Annotated in this window: 6 protein-coding genes; 1 reads left to right on the top strand and 5 read right to left on the bottom strand. The window is 47.9% G+C overall.

Annotated elements, in window-relative coordinates; all coding sequences use genetic code 11:
* Positions 1-113 precede the first annotated feature (113 nt).
* Positions 114-17,639: a Calx-beta domain-containing protein gene (locus QZZ54_RS12995; protein ID WP_290703118.1), complete on the bottom strand. Its 17,526-nt coding sequence runs from the start codon at positions 17,637-17,639 to the stop codon at positions 114-116.
* Between the two features lie 175 nt (positions 17,640-17,814).
* On the bottom strand, positions 17,815-19,155 hold the full coding sequence (locus tag QZZ54_RS12990) for a TolC family protein (RefSeq protein WP_290703117.1): 1,341 nt from the start codon (positions 19,153-19,155) through the stop codon (positions 17,815-17,817).
* Between the two features lie 441 nt (positions 19,156-19,596).
* On the opposite strand from QZZ54_RS12990, the gene QZZ54_RS12985 reads away from it, so the two are divergent.
* Complete coding sequence (locus tag QZZ54_RS12985) at positions 19,597-19,749, top strand: hypothetical protein (protein ID WP_290703151.1); 153 nt, start codon at positions 19,597-19,599, stop codon at positions 19,747-19,749.
* 50 nt (positions 19,750-19,799) lie between these two features.
* Here the strand turns inward: QZZ54_RS12985 and QZZ54_RS12980 are convergent, their stop codons facing one another.
* The 3 genes from QZZ54_RS12980 to QZZ54_RS12970 all read right to left on the bottom strand — a co-directional run bounded on the left by QZZ54_RS12980 (position 19,800) and on the right by QZZ54_RS12970 (position 22,452).
* The gene (locus tag QZZ54_RS12980) at positions 19,800-20,555 is read right to left on the bottom strand and encodes a retropepsin-like aspartic protease (protein WP_290703116.1); all 756 of its coding nucleotides are present in this window, start codon (positions 20,553-20,555) and stop codon (positions 19,800-19,802) included.
* Between the two features lie 173 nt (positions 20,556-20,728).
* A complete protein-coding gene (locus QZZ54_RS12975; protein ID WP_290703149.1) occupies positions 20,729-21,094 on the bottom strand; it encodes a translation initiation factor Sui1 in 366 nt (121 codons plus the stop codon).
* Between the two features lie 35 nt (positions 21,095-21,129).
* The gene (locus QZZ54_RS12970) at positions 21,130-22,452 is read right to left on the bottom strand and encodes a deoxyguanosinetriphosphate triphosphohydrolase (RefSeq protein ID WP_290703115.1); all 1,323 of its coding nucleotides are present in this window, start codon (positions 22,450-22,452) and stop codon (positions 21,130-21,132) included.
* Between the last annotated feature and the right edge of the window lie 200 nt (positions 22,453-22,652).

The raw sequence follows: 22,652 nt of genomic DNA, 5'->3' as shown, positions 1-22,652 counted from the left end.
AAATTGAGTAACATCCAACTGACTGTGTTAGCGCTTAACTAGAATTAAGCGCTAACAGCGCTGCCGTTTAGCATCGATAGGCTGTCAGATCATAACAGCCCATCGCATTAAGCTTAAGAGACCGCAATAATCATATCGTCCGGCGCGATATCAGCGTAATCCAATGTAGGTATCTCCGCCAGCTCAATCAGACCCGAGCCGTCGCTACCTTGAGCGGTATCCGCATCGAAATACACATGAGATTCACTACCGTTAGATACTACTAAGAATGCGCCACCGGTATGATTCCCAGACGTCATCGCCGCTTCCAGTTCATCCAACTGGCCGGCGATACCGGTACCGAAATCAAACACACCGGGATCAAATGCTACTTTATATAGGTCGCTATCAGGCTTATCAGCCAACTGACTCAATGTGGTGGTCAAATCTGTTGCAAAGCTCTGTGAGGCTGCAACTAACGGGCCGCTTAAACCACCAAAGCCTGCTGAGACAAAGCCAATCTGATCGCTGCCTGCAGTAAAGTCCTGTAGTACATCAGAACCTTCAGTAGGCGACTCATAGCGAAATAGATCTGCGCCAGCACCACCCAGCAAGACATCACCTCCTTCACCACCGGTAATCTGATCGGCTTCATCGCCGCCGCGAATAACATCATCACCCGCCAGACCATAGAGTATATCGGTACCACCGAAGCCATCCAGCGCATCACCACTGCCACTACCGACAACTTCATCTGCACCAGCACCCGCTGTATCATCATTGGTGATAGTCACATCGGCTGACCCAATTGCGATAACATTGCTATCTGTACTGGTGATTGTTGCGGTTAATAGTTCATCTACCTCAACCACCGCATCCTGATCAATCAGAATGGAGAATGAAACCGAAGTTACACCGACACCAAAGCTGACACTGCCAGTAGGTAATGTGTTGCCATCTATATCTGTCGCCACAATAGCCGCTAGACCTGAGCCGGTAACCGCCCAGTTGACGATTGTCGGTGCGTCACTAGTCGTGCGAGTAACATCGAAGAACACTTCAGTAGTGCCAACTCCTGTACCTTCCGTCACTACCGCTCTACGCGCAGCAATAGAAATACCATTGTCGTCATCCCGAATCACACCACTAACCGGCGAGCTATCGACGTTGGCTTCCGCTGAAGATAGAGTGACGATAAAGGCTTCGTCAGTCTCGACCGTATCATCGCCTTGCGCATTCAACGTCAGCAGTTGTGAGCTAACTCCAGCAGCCATAACAAACGTGCCAGTTAAAGGCGCAACAAAATCATTAGCATCCACCGCACCGCTGATCACGTATTGCACCGTTATTGCGCTATCGATCGGCCCTGAACGCAGCACCCGGAAAGAGAATGCCGCTTGCTCACCCGTTTCACCTTCCGCTCTATCATTATCTACAGCGATTAATACCACACCCACATCGTCGGTTTCGATAATACTACTGGCAGAATCGGCAATCGGATTGATAGAAACACCGGCGCCCGGATTCAGCAATTCAACATCAAACTGCTCATCCAGTTCGGTCGCAGTATCACCACTAACCTCTACGGTCACTATGACAGTGTCCTGACCTATGCCGAAATTAACGGTACCGTTCGGTAACGTACCACCGAAGTCATCGGCATCTGCCTGACTACCCCCGGAACCCACCACCCGCCAACCGATATCCGCAACCAGATCCAATTCGCCGGTACGAGTAACTGCGAAGCTGTAGTTGAGCGTGCCACTATCGCCTTCCACCTGGCTAGCATTCTGCGCGGCAACCGACACATGGTTATCATCGTTACGAATAACACCGTCCGCCGAGGTATTGATCAGATCCGCGCCAACATTATTCGACAATACCACTTCAAATTCTTGGTCAAAGCCAATGGTACTATCGCCTGCTACATTCAGAGTAATGGTTTTAACCGTTTCGCCATCAGCAAAAATCAGGCTACCAGAGGGGAAAACTTCACCGACAAAGTCACTGGCATTAGCCGGATAACTTCCCTTACCACCTACCTGCCAGTCCACTGAAGCAACGCCGGTACTCAAACCAAGCCGTTCAACCTGCAAGGTATATAGCGTTGTCTCGCCCGGCTGTCCTTCATACTTATCTGCATCCGTAGCGGTAATTCGCAGACCTGTATCGTCATTCGCAATCGTAGTTTCAGCACTGCCTTCCAGAAGAGTAGCGTTTTGAGGGTCAGACAATACCACCGAGAAGGTTTCATCATCTTCACCTACCGTATCCCCGATCACAGTAACCGTGATGGTCGCAGTGGTATCACCCACTCCGAAGCCGACCGCACCGGTCGGCAACAGACCGCCAAAGTCGAGCGCTGTCGCTGGCGTCGCGCCGCTATTAACCACGCTCCACAACGCGCTACTAGCGATACTAGTATCACCACTGCGAGTAACGGTGAAGCTAAACTGCTGTTCCTGGCCTTCGTTTGTTTCTGACAATGACGCCTGATTAGCACTGATACTCAGTACTGCATCATCATTCAGCACCGTCGCCGTCGCCGGGCTACCGATGACGGTCGAGCCTGTCGCCGGATTCTCCAATGTTACGCTGAAAGTCTCGTCGTATTCACCCTCGGTATCGCCCTTCACTGCAACACTGAAGGTTTGGCTGGTCTCACCATCAGCAAAACTGACCGAACCGGTCGTGGCAACAAATTCGTTGCTATCTAACGCATAACTACCGGAACCTGCAGCAGACCACTCCACCGAGGTGGCCCCAAGATCGGTACCGGTCCGGTTAACCTGGAAGGTATAAACGACCGTGCCGCTATCCCCTTCAATTTTACTGTTATCGATTGCAACCACCGCTAGCTGGTCGTCATCATCCTGAATCGTACCGGTCAGATCGTTACTGGTAATATCGGCATGGGCCGATACAGCATCAAGGTGTAATTGAAAAGACTCATTACCTTCATACTGGCCATCATTTTCGATAGCCAAGGTGATGGTTTTACTGGTTTCCCCAACCGCGAACAGGACATTGCCACTCGGCAAACCGCCATTACTGGTCAGTACATCCTGTCCCGTAACAAAATCAGCCAATCCGGCAGTTCCAGCTACAGCAGTCCAATTTACAGAGGTTGATACGGAAGTATCACCACTGCGAGTTAGAGTAAAAGTGATTTCATTGCCATCGCCTTCTGTGACCGTACTGGTCGCGAGTGACAAAGCCACATCCACATCATCATTGCGAATAACGCCGGCCGCGTTCGCTGCACCACTATCGATGGTACTGCCCTGCCCCGGATTAGTTAACTCAACCGAAAAGGTTTCATCATTTTCTAGCACCCGATCACCGATCGTATTCACAAAGATCGTGGCGCTACCTTGGCCATCGATAAAGCTAACTGTACCGCTGATTGCTGCGAAATCACCAGCATTCGTGGTGCCATGTACTATCTGCCAATCAACGCTCGAAGTACCATCCACAGAGCCGTTCCGGGTTACGGTAAAGCTGTAAACGCCCTGACTACCAGTCCCTTCAGCGGCATCGGAGGAGAGACTTACAATCGCCATCTGATCATCATCATTGATGATGGTTTGTTCGATGCTTTGAGTCGTAAAACTATGCTGCCCTGTACCTGCTGGGGCATTCAAACCTATGGTAAAGGTTTCATCCAATTCCAGCAGGTTATCGCCATTAAGGGTAACGGTAATATCTTGACTGGTTTCACCATCGCCAAAGCTCAAACTACCATTCGGCAGCAGTGAACCGGCGAAGTCAGCCGCTTCTGCTGCATTGACGCCACTACCTGTCACTCCCCAGCCCACTGTCGCGGCGCTCAAGCCACCACTGCGGCTGATTCGGAAGGTGAAACTCGCCGCAGCATCGCCCTCTTCGGTAGGCGCACTGATCACTTCAAGATTCCATAAAGTGTCGTCACTGGTGATCTCACCGGTGGCATCAGCTACTACGATATCCGCGCCAGCTGAAGCATTACTCAAGCTCACCGTAAAGTCTTCATCGGCTTCGATACTGTCATCGCCACTCACTGTGATGCTAATGATCTCTTCATTATCATTCGCATTAAAGTGCAGAGAGCCTGATGGTAGGGTACCGCCGAAGTCGGCCGCATCCAAGTCGCCTAATCCAGCTACTGCCCAATCAACATCAGTCGCCAATGATTCATTACCCGTACGGGTAACTCGGAAGGTATAAACGGTACTATCGCCGTCCTGACCTTCGGCTTTACTAGAATCTAAAGTTTCGATCCGCAGTGACGCTTCATCATCGGTAATCAGTGCATCGGCGCTATCATTGGTAAACACCACCCCATCGGAACTAGTCAGCGTTAGACGGAAATCTTCATTGGCTTCACCGCGATCATCGCCGGTCACCGGCACCAGTATAGTCTGAGTAGTATCACTCGGATTAAAGGTTACAGTGCCGGTCAGCGCATCAAAATCATCCGTACTGGCAGCATTCGCTCCAAAGCCTGCAACAGTCCAGGTTAACGTCTGTGTACCGGTCACATCACCCGTGCGAGTAACGTCAAAGGCAAAGTTAGTTGTAGCCCCAGTATCACCTTCAGATTGAGTGACTGGTGCCGCAACACTAAAGACCACATCGTCGGCCAAGATACTGCCACTGGCAGTCGCCGTGGTAATAGTTGCTCCAGCACTCGGGTTTGATAATGTGACATCAAAACCTTCAATCAACTCAGCTGTTAGATCTCCACTTACCAATACCGTAAAGGTTTCACTATTCTGTCCAGCAGGAATAGTCCAGGTTCCGCTTGGCAAGGTACCACCAAAATCTGCACCATCAGCCGGGTTAGCACCCGACCCAGTGACCGCATAATCGCCTGTCGCTGCATCTCCGTTATAGCCGGTACGGGTCACTGTAAAGGTAAAGGCTGTAGTGCCATTATTACCCTCCGCAACACTTGCATCCGTTGCCGTAATAGCCAACGTCGAATCATCATTGGTAATCGTCGCATTCGCCGTAGCAGTATTAATATGCGCATCAGTTGCGTTAGAAAGTGTGATGGTAAAGCTTTCATCCGCCTCCACAACAGCATCAGCCACAACTTGTACCGTTATAATCTGGCTAGTTATTCCATCGGCAAAATTCAATGTGCCACTCGGCAAACCGCCGTTAGTGGTAAGAATATCCTGACCTGTTGCAAAATCTGCCGCCAGCGCACCCGAGAGCGCCCAATCCACTGAGGCTGTACCCGAGCTGCTGCCACTACGATTGACTGAAAAAGTAAAATCAGTAGTGCCGCTATGACCTTCCAATCCTGTCGCCTGATCGGTCAAGATATTTAACGTGGCATCATCATTTAAAATAGTTCCGACCACAGCATCGGTAGCAATATTATCACCTGCTGTACCGGCCCCTAAGGTAATGCTGACATTATAGGTCTCATCGGTTTCTGCAGTGATATCGCTGCTTGGATTAATGGTAATCGTTTTACTCAGCTCATTACCGGTAAAGGTCACCGAACCCGAGGGGAAACTGCCTCCAAAGTCGGCGGTATTCGCGGTATCCGTACTCACCGCCCAGTTAACGGTTTGATCCTGTACAGTTGCTTTAGTTCGGCTGATACTAAAGGTTTGGCCGACGCCATCTTCTTCACTTGAGGCAGCCAGCTGAGCGATACTGAAAACCGTATCATCGTTGGTGATAGTACCTTCGCCGACAAAATCAATCGCGTCATCGACACCAGCAAAGTTCGACAACTGTAAGTTAAAGTTTTCTGCGTCTTCTACCGTGACATCACCTACTACTTGGATGGTAACGGTTTTAGATGACTGCCCCGCGGTAAACACCAAGGAACCTGAAGTAGAACCGGTCACATCGGCAGCATCAGTTGTGCCATGTAACAGCTCATAATCCATAGTACTGGTACCCGATAAATCACCCGAACGGGTAACGGTAAAGGTCAGATTGGTAGTACCTGAATCTCCTTCATTAATCACAGCATCATTGATGCTGATGCCGGTATCGTCGGCCAAAATAGTCAAGTCGGCACTTGCAATACTGTGGCTATTGGTAATATCTGGATTGGGTGTAGTGAGAGTATCCTCAAAAAGCACAACCCGGAAAGCTTCATTATTTTCGGCAATGATATCGCCAGCAACCACTACACTGAACTGCTGGGTCAATTCGCCATCGGCGAAAGAAACGCTGCCGCTAGGCAGCCCGCTGTTCGTACCTAAAGAATCATCCGTGCTGAAGTCATCCCCATTGGCAGGATCACCACCGACGGCCTCTACTTTCCATTTCAGCGTAGCTGCTCGTGAATAACCCGTACTAGCTCGATCAACAGTAAAGGAATAGGTCTGGTTAGATCCGTCATCAGTCTCAACCAAGCTGGTACTGGCCGGGGTCAGCGTGTAGGTAGTGTCGTCATCGTAAAGGGTTCCGGCAAGATCCAGTGTCGTAGATTTTCCGCTGTAAGCATTATTCCAAGCACTTGTATTAGTCGCATAACTTTGGAAACGCACCGACGAACCAGCAGTATCGCCAGGGGTAGTTAAACGCAGGGTAAAGGTTTCGTTCACTTCTACAGAACTATCATCACCCAGAATATCAGCCAGAGAAATATTATAGGTAAAGCTATTACTATAGGCGTTGGCTTGAGCAGCTAAGGTAAAAGTACCCGTGAGTGTATCGAAATCACCATTAACGGCTGAACCATTGGTAATAATCTCATAGCCAACCTCTACATCATTATCCATCCGGCCTGCACGAACGACCGAAAATGCGAGTGGGTTACCTTCATAAGCATCAACATTCAGGTTAGTGTTATAACCGCCTGTATCGCTACCGTTAGTATCCCAGCCATCTATCCACAAGCGCACATCATCGTTTTTGATGGTGACCTGTTGTTGTATATAATTGCTTTCGGTACTGGTATCTAAATTGGCAGGGCCATAACCATTCTGCTCCGCAACTCCGCCGTAGACATCATAGAGCCAAGACTCAGCTTGATCCGCCTCCATCAGGCGGAACGTCAGGGTTTCATCATTCTCGACAAAGTCATCGCCGTTATAGGTGATGGTAATCTGCTTTTCTGTTTCGTTGTCCGCAAAATACACATTGCCATAGGTTGACCCACTGTTATATTCATAAGCTCTATTAACAGTGCCGTAATCCTTAATATCTCCATAATCGCTTCGATTAAGGTTACTGCCTGACAAGTACCAACCCACCGTTGACGAGTAATCCAGCGCATCACCCTGCTGATCAGTTCGGGTAATGGTGAAGGTTACCGTATTGCCGGTATTCTGATCATTATAAAGAGAATTGGCGGCGGTCCCTTCAAACACTGAAGTACTATCCACCGATAGAGTCAGAATCGGATCTGGTTCATTATCATATACCTGTGCTGTGTCGGTATAACCGGTTGACGCGGTCTCCAGGTCATGATTCACCTCACTAACATCAACATTGGTCGCATTCGACAAGATAATGGGCAGGTTTTCCTTCCAAGTTTCAGGCAGATTATCATCGATAGTCTGCACTGTAATCGTCTGGGTTGTCTCTCCATCGACAAATGTCAGGGTACCACCCCAGGTTAACGTCCCGGATACATAGGTTGCCGTACCATTACTTGGAACCGGATCGTTGACATCAGAAGGATCCAACTTATACCAGCTAGTTTCATCGCTGGTGTCTTCGTTGGTCGTTTCGTCACTCGGAAAAACAAGTGACCAATCCACGGTATCAGTCCCTCGTGCATCACCATCACGAGTAATTGTAAAGGTTAGCACGCCACCTTCTGTCACATCATTTACCGATGCATCAAAACGCGTGTCATCATTAGTAATATAACCAAAATTATATGGCGAACCTACTTGATCATCAGATGTATTAATACTACTTCCGCCAGACACGCCATCCAGATAAACATGGAAAATTTCATCATATTCGCCTAGGTCATCCGGTTTGGTGTAAATAGTGATATATCCCCATTCCTGACCATCAACAAAATTGACGGTCCCTGAGGCAAGCACTCCGCCACCAAGAGTACGAGCATCTGAACCATCGGCAAAATCGTCGGCACTGGCGTTACTATAATTGACTGCGCGCCATGTGACCCACGCATCACCAGCTGTCGCAACAGTTCTTTGGACTGCGAAAATATGGGCGACTAAATCATCACTTCCACCATCCGCTGAGGTATCGCCTTCTAGATGTGAAGAAAGAAGGGCATGGTTTCCTTCTGCAGTTACCTCTTTATCCAAAACACTAAATAAACCTTCATCTCGCTCAATAGAGCTATAAATATAATTCGTATTTGATGAAACACCATTACTTGAGCTGCTTACAGCCGTATTGTCATAGTAATAATTACTAGAATAATAAGTCCTGAAAAGCTGAGCACCGTCGGCTTGATCGGGATTATCATAGACGACATTAATTTCATCATAACCACTTGTTGCCGTTATTTTCGTATGAAACCACTGATCATCCTCAGCAACATCATCACCTGAGATAGTAACTGTAAATGTATCTGTCACTTGATTCGCAGAAAAGGAACCACTGCCTGAAGGGTAAACATTGCCTGAAAAATCATCAGTTCCCGCTGGATACTCAAAAGTATTTCCATCAGAAAGGTCATATACATAACCAGGTTGACCGGTCTCTGCATTGGTATTATTAGCTAACCAGGTATAACTTGTTGCACCACTAATATCACCTGTACGTGTCACTGTATAAGTATAAGTAGTTGAGCCACCAGCTACTGCTTCAGCCTTACTATAATCATCCACACTCAAGGTCAACATCGTATCATCGTTGACAATTGTACTGTCAAATGACGATGTACTGCCTATCGAGCTGCCCTCATTCGAATTACTGAGCTGAACACTGAACGTTTCATCATCCTCGACACTCCCCGCGCCAGTATCACCATGGGCATATACAGTAATAGTTTTCGAGGTTTCACCAGAATTAAAGGTCAAAGTATTACTAGGATTAATATTGGCGTTGCTGCCGTTACTGAAATCGCTTTGATCGGTAGTCCCATGGGCAACATCCCAATCGACCGTTGTGACTTGGTCGGTATTGCCTGTACGGGTGACGGTGTAGGTGTAGGCAACTCCAGTACTATGTCCAGCATCGCCTTCTATCAGTGAGGCTGTTCCAGCAGTGATATTCAGTTCAGCATCATCATTACGTACCACACCATCGGCACTCTCGGTAGTAATCGAGGTACCGGCAGAACTATTGGAAAGCGTAACACGAAGCGTTTCGTCGGCCTCGAGCAGATTGTCACTAACGACATTAATAGTAACGACTTTGCTAACCTCACCTGCAGTAAATGTTAGGCTTCCACTAGGCAACCCTCCGTTGTCACCTAGAATATCGCCACCTGCGTCAAACTCCGACGCTAAGAGTGGATCAGTGCCTCCCCCCACTCGCCAATCGACAGTGGATACCTGATCTGTATCCCCCGAACGCGTTACGGTGAAGGTGAAAGGAACTAGTGTTACCGCTGGCACACTAACATCGGCACCAGGTGTCGTTTGGTCAGCGACTTTCAAGGTGTAGGTCCCTTCGTAGCCACCACCCGCGTATGAAGCTGCAGATATAAAATAGATACCCGAAGTATCAGGCGTAAATGTTGTTTCGGCTGTATATTGGGGACTGCCCGAAAAAGTATCGGCTGAATAGCCTAAAGATGTACCGTCCTCAGCGTAGATCCCATCTATTCTAGGGGGAAGCAATGTATTACCACCACTTCCGGAACCTTCACTCCTAATCAGATAAGAATGCCCCTCCGTCAAATTAACTCGAAACCAATCCTTATCTCTCCAATCAAGGCCATCATCACCAATTTCCCCTTGATAATCGCCATCTGCCCCAACCGTAAATACTGAAGTGTTATCCTGAGGGATTTCACCAGAAGCAAGGGTAGTGTTCCCTTCATTTTTATCTGCAAGCAACGGTGTAATAGCCAAACTAGCATCGTCGTTAACCAATGTGGTTGTCGCAGAATTTGATCCTATAATCGAGTTGTTAGGTGCACCCGATAAAGTAACGGTTAGCGTCTCATCTGCCTCAACTGTTGAATCACCAGAGATCGAAACCGTAATGGTTGCTGAGTTCACGCCATCGGCAAAAGAGACCGTTCCGGACGGTACACTACCACCAACAAAATCATCGGCTGATAATCCAGATGCAGCCCAGTTCAATGTTCGCGCACCATCTAGCGATCCAGTACGCGTCACGCTAAAGGTGACATCATGATCGCTATTCGCCTCATCCAGGTTGGCGATATCGGCGCTGATATCGAACTGATCATCATCGCTGAGCAATAACATACTGTCTGTTTCATCACCGGACTGGATAGTGCCAGCTGTGGGCGTATAGAGCTCAATGGTTAAGGTTTCATCGGCCTCTAGCGTAGTATCACCCGCAACCGCCAGGCTGATGGTTTTGCTGATTTGGTTGTTAGCAAAACTCAAGGTACCGCTCGGAAGCCCTGCATTGGTTCCTAGCACATCTTGATTACCAACAAAATCCGCAGTCGTTAATCCTGTCGCACTTAATAAGCGCCAAAGTATATCCGTTGCACCACTGGTATCACCGGTCCGTTGGACCGTATATTCCACGGTGGTAGTACCACTTTCTCCCTCTGCCTGATCCACCGGAGCGGTGATTGCGTAGTTGATATCATCGTTTATAACCGTCGTTGTAGCATTGGCCGTAGAGATAAAACCGGTCGACTGATTGCTCAGCGTCAAGGTGAAGTCTTCGTCGTTTTCAGCCAGCGTATCGCCATTTACATCAACAGATACAGCCAAGATCGACTGCCCCGCCGCAAACGTTAACGTACCGCTCGGCAGGCTACCTATAATATCGCTGTCCACCGCACCATTGGCGCCGGTCATCACATAATCAACGGTAGCTTCGGCACTACTATCACCGCTACGGGTAACGTTAAAACTCACTTGAGTGGTGCTACTATTGCCTTCTGTGATAGTACTGTTAGCGGCGGCAACAGCAAAGCTTTGATCATCATTGCGAATCAAACCATCGGCGCTGTTATCAACTATCACTTGCGCGGTAGTATCGGTCAAGCGAGCATTAGCTATAGTGACTTGGAAGCCTTCGTGCTCTTCCACTGTTGTATCACCATTAACAATGACGTCTAGCGTTACGCTGGCTTCGTTGGCATTGAAATTTAGCGTACCACTCATCACACCAGTAAAATCACCGGCACTCGCAGCCGCATCAGCACCAGTCACCCCTGCGGCACCGGCTACCGACCAATCCACTAAGGCGGCATTAGAGATATCCCCCGCCCGGGTAACGGTATAGGTATAAGTTGTGGTGCCCGACTGCCCTTCCAGTTGATCGCTAGTCACGGCAATGATGGAAAAACCGGTATCATCGTTCTGAATTACACCGGCCGCCGATGGCGTGGTGATCTCATTGTTGCTGGTCGGGTTATCCAACACTACATTGAAGTTTTCGTTTTGCTCGACTTCGCCATCAGTCGCAACTCGCACTCGGATCTCTTGGCTCGTGATGCCCGCAGCAAAAGTTAAACTCCCAGACGGCAATCCGCCATTCGTAGTCAAACCATCCTGCGCAGCGCTGAAATCACCGATATTGGCATCGGCGAGACCGCCGGGCAATTCTACGCGCCAGTCGATAGTCCCCTCTACATTCGTATCGCCGGCACGTGTAACGGTAAATACATAATCGGTTTCACCAGTATCACCTTCGTCCAAGGTTGCATTGGTTGCCGTAATTGCAAACTCGCCATCGTCATTGGTTACCACGGTGAAAGCATTGTCAGTAATCAGTGCCGTGTTGGCGCCTGGATTGCTGAGCGTTACTGTCAGCGTTTCATCAGCTTCATTTTCCATATCACCTAATACGATGATACTGATGGTTTTAATCAATTCGTTCGCAGCAAAAGCCAAGCTGCCTGATAACGGTGAAGACCCGCTGACATCAGCAGCACTCAAGCCTGTCGCAGTCCAATCCACTGAGGTAGTTGAAGCGGTATCACCAGTACGAGTAACTGTGTACTCCAAAATATTTGTGGTGCCTGTGGCCCCTTCAAGAACGCTAACAGCACCTGCCGTAACCGTCAGTGCAATATCATCGGCAATAATACTACTGGTCGCCGCATCTACCTGAATATCAGCATTATTTGAAGCGTTACTCAAAGTCACCGTAAAGCTTTCAGTCGACTCGACAGTGGTATCACCAAGCGCTTGAACTGTGATCACTTGGCTGCTTTCATTAGCAGCAAAGTTAACCGTACCTGATAACGCGGAGAAATCGTTGACATCCGTCGCCCCGGTGATTGTCCAATCGGCGGTGGTAGTGCCTGACAAGTCGCCAGTACGGGTTACCGTAAAGGTATGGTTCTGACTCCCAGCATCATCCTCAATCAGGTCGACACTGGTAGCAGCAATTAATAGCCCGGTATCATTATCACGAATAATACCCGCCGCTGTCTCGGTCGCTAATTCTGTTCCTGCGCTGGCATTAGATAAGTTGACGTTAAAGCTTTCGTCATTCTCTTGTAATAGATCACCTAATACCGATACGGTAATAATCTTACTAGTTTCGCCTGAAGCAAAAGAAAGCGAGCCGCTGGGTAGGGCTCCGCCGACAAAATCTGTCGCTGCAGCTGGTGCACCACCACTACCCGCAACATTCCACTCAACGCTAGTAGCTTTGGCTAGATTACCCGTGCGTGTCACGGTAAAGGTAAAGTCACTACTCGTATCACCCTCGTTGTTGTCCGCACTGGTTGCGGTAATCGAAAGGCTATCGTCATCGTTGGAGACAACTACACTGGCCTGGTCTGCTGTAATGGTACTGCCGGCGCTGGGGGTTGCTAGCGTAACCGTCAAACCTTCATCAGTTTCTAGTATCCCATCCCCTTGTACTGCAACCTCAATGGTTTGACTAGCATCCGTTGGGTTAAACGTTACTGTGCCTGTTGGATAAACCCCTCCGACAAAGTCATCTGCAGATACGGATGCTCCGGAAAGTGCGTCGCTAACCGAAAAGTTAACCGTATCAGTGCCGCTTAGATCGCCACTACGCAACACCGTCAAACTAATCACAGTTGTGCCTGAGTCTCCTTCCTGCACGGTAGAACCAGGCTGCAGAGCAAAACTAGCATCATCGTTACGAATAACACCGGAAACGTTATTAAGGAGTATCTCCGTGCCTCCGGAAGCCCCACTCAACTGAATACTAAAGCCTTCATCAGCTTCGATAATTTCATCCAGACTGAGTGGAATAGTTACTAACTGGGTTTGTACACCGCGAAGAAAATCAATGGTGCCAGACGGCAGCACACCGCCATCGAAATCACTACTGTCCACTCCGTTAACGGAATCTGCAAGCAATGCCCAGTTCACAGAAGCAGACTGGGTTAAATCACCACTGCGACTGACGCTAAAACTCAACTGCGAAGTATCGCCAGGGTTACCTTCAGGACGGTCTAAATTTGTCGCCAGTAATGTCAGGCCCATATCATCATTCAAAATGGTACCGTTAGCTCGGTCAGTGGACAGCACTACTCCATCCTGTGCCGTAGTCAGTATCACCTGATAGCCTTGATTACTTTCTAATAGTTCATCGACACTCGGAGCGAAACTAACCAACCCTTGCGTATCACCGCTGTTAATAATCAAAGTGCCACTGGGCAATGTTCCGCCAAAGTCGCTGGCATCGACAGGCGAACCTCCGTTACCCACTACTTCCCAATCAAGTACAACGGCTGCATCCAGGTAACCGCCTCGGGTGACGATAAAGCTGTGTTGTTGCTCTTCACCTACAGTCGAGCCCTCTTTACGAATCGCATCCAGGCTGGCGATGACTATAGCAATATCATCTGGTGCTATCGTGCCTAACGCGGTGCCAATACCGATAATGGTGTTCTGAGTTTCAGGCACTAGATCGAAGCTAAAGTGCTCAATACCTTCAATTAAGCTATCACCTTCGAGGTCAACAAATACGCTTACACTGGCTTGCCCCGCAGCAAAGACAACACTACCCGACAGATCTTGCGCGGCTGCAAAGTCAGCCGTATTTACAGGACTCTCACCGTAGCCATTAATTTGATAGCCTACATTCGCAGCGCTTTCTATATCACCCTGGCGAGTCACCAGAAATTCTAGCTGCCCACCGGTATCGCTGCGATTTCCTTCAAGCACAGAACCGATGACCGCACTCACATCAAACGACATCTCATCAGTCAGAATCTCACCAAAGGCTTCGCCGTAGACAATAGACGCTCCAGCAGGCGGATTTTCCAACAACACTCCAAAAGCCTCATTCGGCTCAAAGGTCGCATCACCAGAGATACGTACCGTCACCGCTTTACTGGTTTCACCAGCGCCAAAGCTAACCGTCCCGCTCGGCATACCCCCGTTATCACCTAAGCCGTCCTGACCTGCTGTAAAATCTAACGCATCGGCCGATGACGCACCTAAGCCAATAAGACGAAAATCAATATCCATCGCCTGGTTTAAGCCTTCTGATCGCACCACATGGAACTGTACCAGCGCTTCACTACCGGTACCGCCCTCGACGAGCGTCATCACATCACCAATTAAACTGAAGCCTGAATCATCGTTAATCACAGTGATATCAGCGCTCGCCGTTCCCAGCGTCATATCGCTACCGGGGTTCGACAAAGAAACCGTCAGCGTTTCATCCGACTCAATATCCCGGTCGCCATCGATGATGATACTAATTTGCTGACTCAGTTCGCCAACAGCAAAATTCAGCATGCCTGACGGTATCACGCCACCATCAAAATCAGTGGCGTCCAAACCACTGGCACTCCAGTCAACCTGTGACGCCGATAACGATCCACTGCGACTCACCGTGAAAGTGACAACCTGACTGCTGCCCTCGTTGCCTTCGACAACAGATACCTGATCAGCAACGATCGATGCTAATGAATCGTCATCAATAACCCTTGTGGTATTGGAGCTGACTCCTCCTAGATTTAGATCATCACCGGGGTTACTGAGGGTAAAAACAATACTCTCATCTATCTCTATAGTTTTATCCCCAATCACCTCCAGAGTAACGGTTTTTGAGGACTCTCCCGCAGCAAAATTGACTGTACCACTCAAGGCCTGACCCACCGCAAAGTCACCAATATCAACGAGGCCTGTGACTGACCAGTCAACACTACTGGCTGTCAAAGTATTATCACGGCTCAGGGTGTAGGTCAGTACTTGAGAAGTACCCTCCGAACCTTCATCAATAGCGCTATGATCAACGCTCACGACAACTTCTCCATCGTCATTTACGACGGTTGTTGCGGCACTACTGACGGCTCCTAGATTAAGGTTGTCACCAGAGTTACTCAGTGAAACGACCAGATTCTCGGTTGCTTCAATAGTTTTATCGCCCAGCACCTCTAGTGTAATGGTTTTGCTGGTGTCCCCAACGGAAAAAGTAACAGTGCCGTTTAAGGCTTGGCCTCCAGCAAAATCCGCGGCATCCATTCCCGCAACGGACCAGTCCACGCTACTACTCGTCAAGGTATTGTCGCGACTGAGAGTGTAAGTCAGTACCTGGCTGGTACCCTCACGGCCTTCATCAATACTGCTTTGATCAACGCTAATAACAACTTCGCCATCATCATTTACGACGGTTGTTGCGGCACTGCTGGCGGTCCCTAGGTTGAGGTTGTCACCAGGATTACTCAGTGAAACGACCAGATTCTCGGTTGCTTCAATGGTTTTATCGCCCAGCACCTCTAGTGTAATGGTTTTGCTGGTGTCCCCAACGGCAAAAGTAACAGTGCCGTTTAAGGCCTGGCCTCCAGCAAAGTCCGCGGCATCCATCCCTGCAACGGACCAGTCCACGCTACTACTCGTCAAGGTATTGTCGCGACTGAGAGTGTAAGTCAGAATCTGGCTGGTACCGTCACGGCCTTCATCAATACTGCTTTGATCAACGCTAATAACAACTTCGCCATCATCATTTACGACGGCTGTTATGGCACTGCTGGCGGCCCCTAGGTTGAGGTTGTCACCAGGGTTACTCAGTGAAACGACCAGATTCTCGGTTGCTTCAATGGTTTTATCGCCCAGCACCTCTAGTGTAAAGGTTTTGCTGGTGTCCCCAACGGCAAAAGTAACAGTGCCGTTTAAGGCCTGGCCTCCAGCAAAATCCGCGGCATCCATTCCCTCAACGGACCAGTCCACGCTACTACTCGTCAAGGTATTGTCGCGACTGAGAGTGTAAGTCAGTACCTGGCTGGTACCGTCACGGCCTTCATCAATACTGCTTTGATCAACACTAATAACAACTTCGCCATCATCATTTACGACGGTTGTTGCGGCACTGCTGACGGTCCCTAGGTTGAGGTTGTCACCAGGGTTACTCAGTGAAACGACCAGATTCTCGGTTGTTTCAATGGTTTTATCGCCCAGCACCTCTAGTGTAATGGTTTTGCTGGTCTCCCCAACGGCAAAATTAACGGTGCCGTTTAAGGCTTGGCCTCCAACAAAACCCGCGGCATCCATACCCGCAACGGACCAATCGACACTACTACTCGTCAAGGCATTACCACGAGTTAGGGTGTAAGTCAGAATCTGGCTTGTACCTTCATTACCTTCATTAACCGAGTCTAGGTCAACACTGACTTGAACATTACTATCATCATTTAAAATAGTAGTATTAGCCTGTGGCTTCAAAATCACAAAATTAACATCGTTACTATCGATCGAAATTTGCAGCTGTTCAATCGATTCATTACTGCGATCGCCTGCAATATCAATCGTGATAGTTTTTTCACTCTCCCCCACAACAAAAGACAATGTTCCACCAGGAACGACTGCTCCAACAAAATCATCACTACTCAACCCTGATACGCTCCAAGACAAATCACCAGCGGCAATAGGGTTAGTTCTACTCACGACAAAACTAACAGTGGTAATCTCTCCATCAGAGCCCTCGACAACGCTAGCCACCATTGCACCAATGGAAAACCTACTCTCCAAATTCAGCGGAGTCGGAGGGAGTACTACATTTTGCGTTGGGCTAGTTAACGCAGTTAACTCCTGCGTAAGTAAAGTCGTTTCTGGGGTGCCCGAAGATTGTCCTCCGACATTATCTAGAGTGAGGCCTGTTACTTCAGGTCGAGGTAATGACGGGCTACTGCTGTCAGAAGAATCCCGTGTTAAGCCAGTTAACTCAGGGTGATTAAGTGGGTTAGGAGGTGTTGGAGGCTCATTAACATAGTCAACGCTCTCGCCTGCATTTGGCGAGTTTATACCTGGCAAACCAGATTTATCCGTCCCAGACTGTGATGGCTCATCACTATAGTCGGAGGCCTCGCGCAGTATTGGAGCAGGAAAGGACTGCAGCGCAGTATTAAAATCACTACCCACTTCATTCATCTGGTTAAAAATAGCATCCAGCAAGGTAGCAATAGACAGGCTTTCTGCAGGAATACCCGCAGCGATCGTTTTCAGTATTATTATTAACTCTTGGATCTGGTCTGCCGTCCATCCCTCTTGCAGCAATGTATCAAACGCTTCAGACATATCCAGCAACTGAATATTTGATGCATCTAAACTATCGATAGACTGAACTACCTTAACAATAACTTCTGAAATTTCGCTCTGCTGAGTCAAACTGTTCTGGTCTACCATGTCTATCACCTTGCTTATGACCGCTGTGCCCAGTGGTCCCAATATTATTGCCGCCTAACTTATTCCACACCCCAAGCCACATCGCTCGGCTTATACATCTAATGGGGCTTCATTGTTAAATCAACTGCGGCAGCCTGACTATCTCGGCTGCTTTTTACACCATTTATGGGCCTGATCAGTCGTTGTTCGCTAATGGTCGGAACGAGTTCTCTTTGAACAGATCTAGAGACATTCCACCAACTGCTCGCAACAGACGAAAAGCTGCAATTGACTCATCAACCTTTGCCTGCACTGCATCACTTTGTGCATTAATAATACTGGTTTCACCACTGAGGATATCAAGTAGAGAACGTTTACCCATATCCCGCTCTTTACGCGCCAATTCAAGAAATTTCATTGAAATAGCTGCCTGTTCGTCTAGTAAAGCCCCTCGGTTTTTTGCCGAATTCCAACTAACCCAAGCGTTTTCAACTTCTTCAACTGCCTGAACATAGGTATATTCAGCACGCTCTTGCGCTGACGCAAAACGATGGCTTGCGCTTCGCTGCGAACTCGACACCTTCATACCTAGGTTAAAGTTCCATCGTAGTTTCAATTCAGCTTTCACATCCTCTCGATTACCGAATGCTCCATCCAGCTCAGAGTAGTTATTCTGACCCAAGGAGAAATCTAACCTCGGCGATAGTTCGCTCAATCGCGCAACGTCTATTTGAGCTTTTTCGATGTCAGCCCGGCTCTTCGCCGCCTGGATGTCCGGGTTATGCTGGCGCAATAGGCTGACTGCATCTTGAAGGGTGTCCGGCATCACTGAATTAGACACCGTCAAGAAATCAAGTTGACCTGGGTCTACCGGCAATTGACCATAAACCGCCTGATAGCGACTCAATGCAATATCTAAACTACCTTGTGCAGCCACCCCTCGCGCTTGAGCGGAAGCTAATTGTGAACGGGCTTGTAAGCTATCGGCCGCATAACCTCTACCCGCTTCAATACGCGAACTTTCAAGCCTAGTCTGGCGTTTAATATTCCGAACAGATGCTTTAGAGAACTCGACAGTTTGCCGCGTTCTCACAACCTGAAGATGAGCCTCAACCGCCGCCAACAACAAATTCTGTTTCTGAAGGTCTCTTTCTTTATCTTCTTTGTAATAGACATTTTTTGCAGACTGAATACGACTATTGGTCAGACCAAAATCCCATACCAATTGTTTTAATTCTATCGATTGTTCAGTAGGTTCAAAGTCACCACTAGTACCCTGATCCCTTTCAATGTCATGCTTACCCTGAGATAGATTGACCGATAACTGTGGATACCAAGCACTTCGCTCAATATCAACACCCTCAGCAGAGGCTGCTACGTCAGCGTCAACCATTCTAATCAGTCTGTGCTGGCTCAAAACCGTTTCCAGTCGTTCAGCAAGCGTTTCAGCCTGCAGCCCTTCCGACATCATCCCCATCACAAGCAAAGCACTTAGCATTGAACTTCGAGCAGCATAAGACACACAAAATATCTTCATATGAGGAACCTCCATTTATTTATTATCTGATGTCCAGAAAAACTTAACATAGAAACATTGTACGAGACTTATACAATTGGAAGTATGATCAACGTCATCGAACAGAGACAATTAGGGCCAAATTACAAGTAAACATCTCAATTTGTGTAGCGATTTATATACACACCTAGCACCAAGCAGAAAATTCCTCTAGGCCTAGAGCACTATCACTCCACTATAGGTTTTAAGGACACGACTCAGAAGAATCGATCATCGTGTAATGTACATACTTGGGTTCAATCGATTACCTATACCGACTCTTGTAAGTATGGAGCTTTTCAGCGGGTACTGGCGGCGAAATCCCCTGTAGAAGAGCGTTGTGAAAAGGGTAAGAACCTCCTTTCCGAAATAACAATAACTGCTTGAGGGATTAAGCTGAAACGGAAGAGTTATGCAGTATTTTTGAGTAGAGGTTGTGGCGATCTGGGAATTCTATTGGGGTTGAACATTGAGAGTCTGACCAATCGCAAAGAGGAGATCGACGCTGCAATTCGTCTCTATAAGCTACTCAAAGCAACACTGGATCTAAACCTGGCAGAGCAGGAACTCAACTAAGCTGAGCTACTGAATAGCTTACCAAAAAATAAAGCCCGCTATTGCGGGCTTTATTCATCTGGAAGCGTGATTTTAGCAGATTCAACCTGAAGCACTTTCAGCTTCTCTGCCGCCAGTTGCATCTGTTTATATTCACCCGGGCTCCAGACAATCTTACGTTGACCGTAATCTATTTCGTAACGAACTCTTCCCAGAATATCCATGCCTAACAAGCCACTAAAGCCTGCACTACCACTGTTTTCGATGACGGCAGTGGATTGATTTTCAAAATCATAAGGGCCAACGCTTACCCTATCGAAAACCACTCTTTCGGTTTTAATCAGTCCACCACCCGCAACCTGGGCATAACTGCTATCCCGACTAATCGTATTCAGCGAAGCTATTGAATCCTGATGCAATACCGTCACTGAGGCTCCGGTATCCAACAGTAAGTTAAGTGTTCTTTTACGGCCACGCCAGTTTACTTCAACAGGAAGAATAACCTGACGCCCCCTAAGTGTTATAGCGGTCTCCATCTTAGCCAGTGTGGTTTCAAGTTTGCGCAGCTGTCGCTTTAGTTCTTGTCGCTTGCCAGCCAGATCGCGCATAGTTTTACGATCCTGCAGCTCTTGTTCGGTCAGCTGCTCTACGGCTATTGCTCTGGTGTCATTATGATCTCTGTAACGCGGGGGGATTTTATGCTGACTATCTACGTATATTTTTCGCCCATTACTATCTAAATAGGAAAATATCTCAGCACTAGCGCTTAAACTCAGCGCACATAACAAACTACAAATTAAACAACGCAGCATCATAACTTTATTCATTTTCGAGCTCCCTATTCAGGAAATTGGCATCCTGCCAGATGAGGTTCTAATTCAAAAAATGGTAGAACCCATTCATTACAAAAACAGCGACTATTGCAAAAAAAAGTAACATAAAACGCATGACCCAACAAAATGTACAGACCTTCTTAGACTTAGACTTTTTTTCTGCCACCTCAGCCTCCCGCTAGCTTTACGGTATAACCATGTTTTTCTAATAACTGTTTAAGCTTATCCCGATGATCTCCCTGAATTTCGATTACGCCATCCTTTAGTGAACCGCCGGTACCGCATTGCTGCTTTAGATTTTTCGCTAAGGCTTTAAGCTCTTTTTCAGCTAAAGGAACACCGGTAACGGTTGAAACTCCTTTACCCTTTCGACCGGACGTCTCACGGCGTATGCGAACAACTCCATCCAGCCCTTCTAATCGGGTCTGATCGGACAGCTGGTCACAAATGCAGCTGTCTACAGCTTCTTTACAACCTGAGCAAAGCGCTCCTTTCTCAGTGGAAAAAACCAGATTACTTAACTGATTACGCATCGACACGGATAGATACCTTTTATTTCAATCTTTACTTAATTAACAGACATACCACCTATCTGACGCGCCAGATAAGCCGCGTAATTGTCCGTCATTCCGCCTATAAAATCGAGTACCCGCATATAGGATGGATATAGACGCCAATCAGGTTCAGGGCTATGGATACCCATCAAACTAATTATCTTCTGACTTCGATAGCTTAGCTGATCACTCCCCTGCGTATGCTGTTCATAGGCAGCTTGGCAAAAAGCATCTAATAGAGATCCCAGAGTGGTGTAAGCCCCCACTTCAAGTTCAGCTTTACGGTTATCTGGAAACACCCTTTCACGGGCCAGGTTTTTTGCATTCTGTAAACCCGTCTGAACGCCTGGATCACCATCCGCCAGCAATTCCCCCTTATACTTCCCGCTCATGATCAACGGTAGATTAGCCATAAAGGCAGCGACTACAGACTCCACCATATTTTCCATCGCCATACCACGTAGCGCTGAAACTTTACGTCGAGCAGATGCCTGAGTAGAAAAGATCTCATCTTCATAGTTAAGATCACCACACATCTGCAACAAAATCGGTTTTATATCATTAAAGCCAAGAATGTTTAATTCGATAGCATCTTCAAGATCCAGAATTGCATAACAGATATCATCAGCTGCTTCGACCAAGAAAGCCAGAGGATGTCGACACCAGTAGTCTTCACCCAGCGGAATCAGGCCAAGCTCGCGCCCCAGTGCATTCAGTATTTCCCGCTCAGTGCCAAAACAACTGAACTTGCCCTTCTTCCCGGCCCGCTCAACCGTCCATGGATACTTTAAAAGTGTCCCAAGTGTTGGATAAGTTAACCGTAACCCTCCATCAAACAGGTGATTCTCAATTCGGGTAACCACTCGAAACCCTTGAGCATTACCCTCAAAAGTCTGCAAGTCCAACAATTCATCCGGCGTGAGTTCCTCAAGATAATGCGCAGGGGCTTTATGCTTGAACCAGTCACGGATCGCATACTCTCCCGCATGACCAAAAGGCGGATTGCCGATGTCATGGGCCAGGCAAGCAGATTGAACAATGGTTCCTAGATCATGGGGACTAATCCACTCAGGTAGCTGGTCCTGTAGCAATTCCCCCACACGAATACCCAGGCTACGGCCAAGGCTCCCCACTTCGATACTGTGAGTCAGACGGGTGTGAATATGGTCATTGAGTGCAAGAGGATGAACCTGGGTTTTTCGCCCAAGGCGGCGAAATGCACTAGAGAAAATAATTCGGTCATGATCTTTATGAAAATGACTGCGGCCTACCTCTTCAGGTGTCAGACTTTCATGGCCATAGCGCTTAGTTGTAAGAAGCTTATCCCACTGCATCATTGAGTTCCGGAATACTCTGTTTTTGTCAGTGTGAGGCATCAATTAAGGCAAATCAATCATTTAAATACTTGCTGTTAGATCCCCTAAAAAGAATACTAACGCAAGCAGCACTAGGCAGGGTTATTACCCTCTGCCTCTTTATTCAACATAACCAGAGAAATATCTTTATTGGTAAAGATAAAGCAACTCTCACAGTTACG

Source organism: Amphritea sp. (assembly GCF_016744155.1).
GTDB lineage: Bacteria > Pseudomonadota > Gammaproteobacteria > Pseudomonadales > Balneatricaceae > Amphritea.
This window is presented reverse-complemented; position numbering and strand designations above follow the sequence as displayed.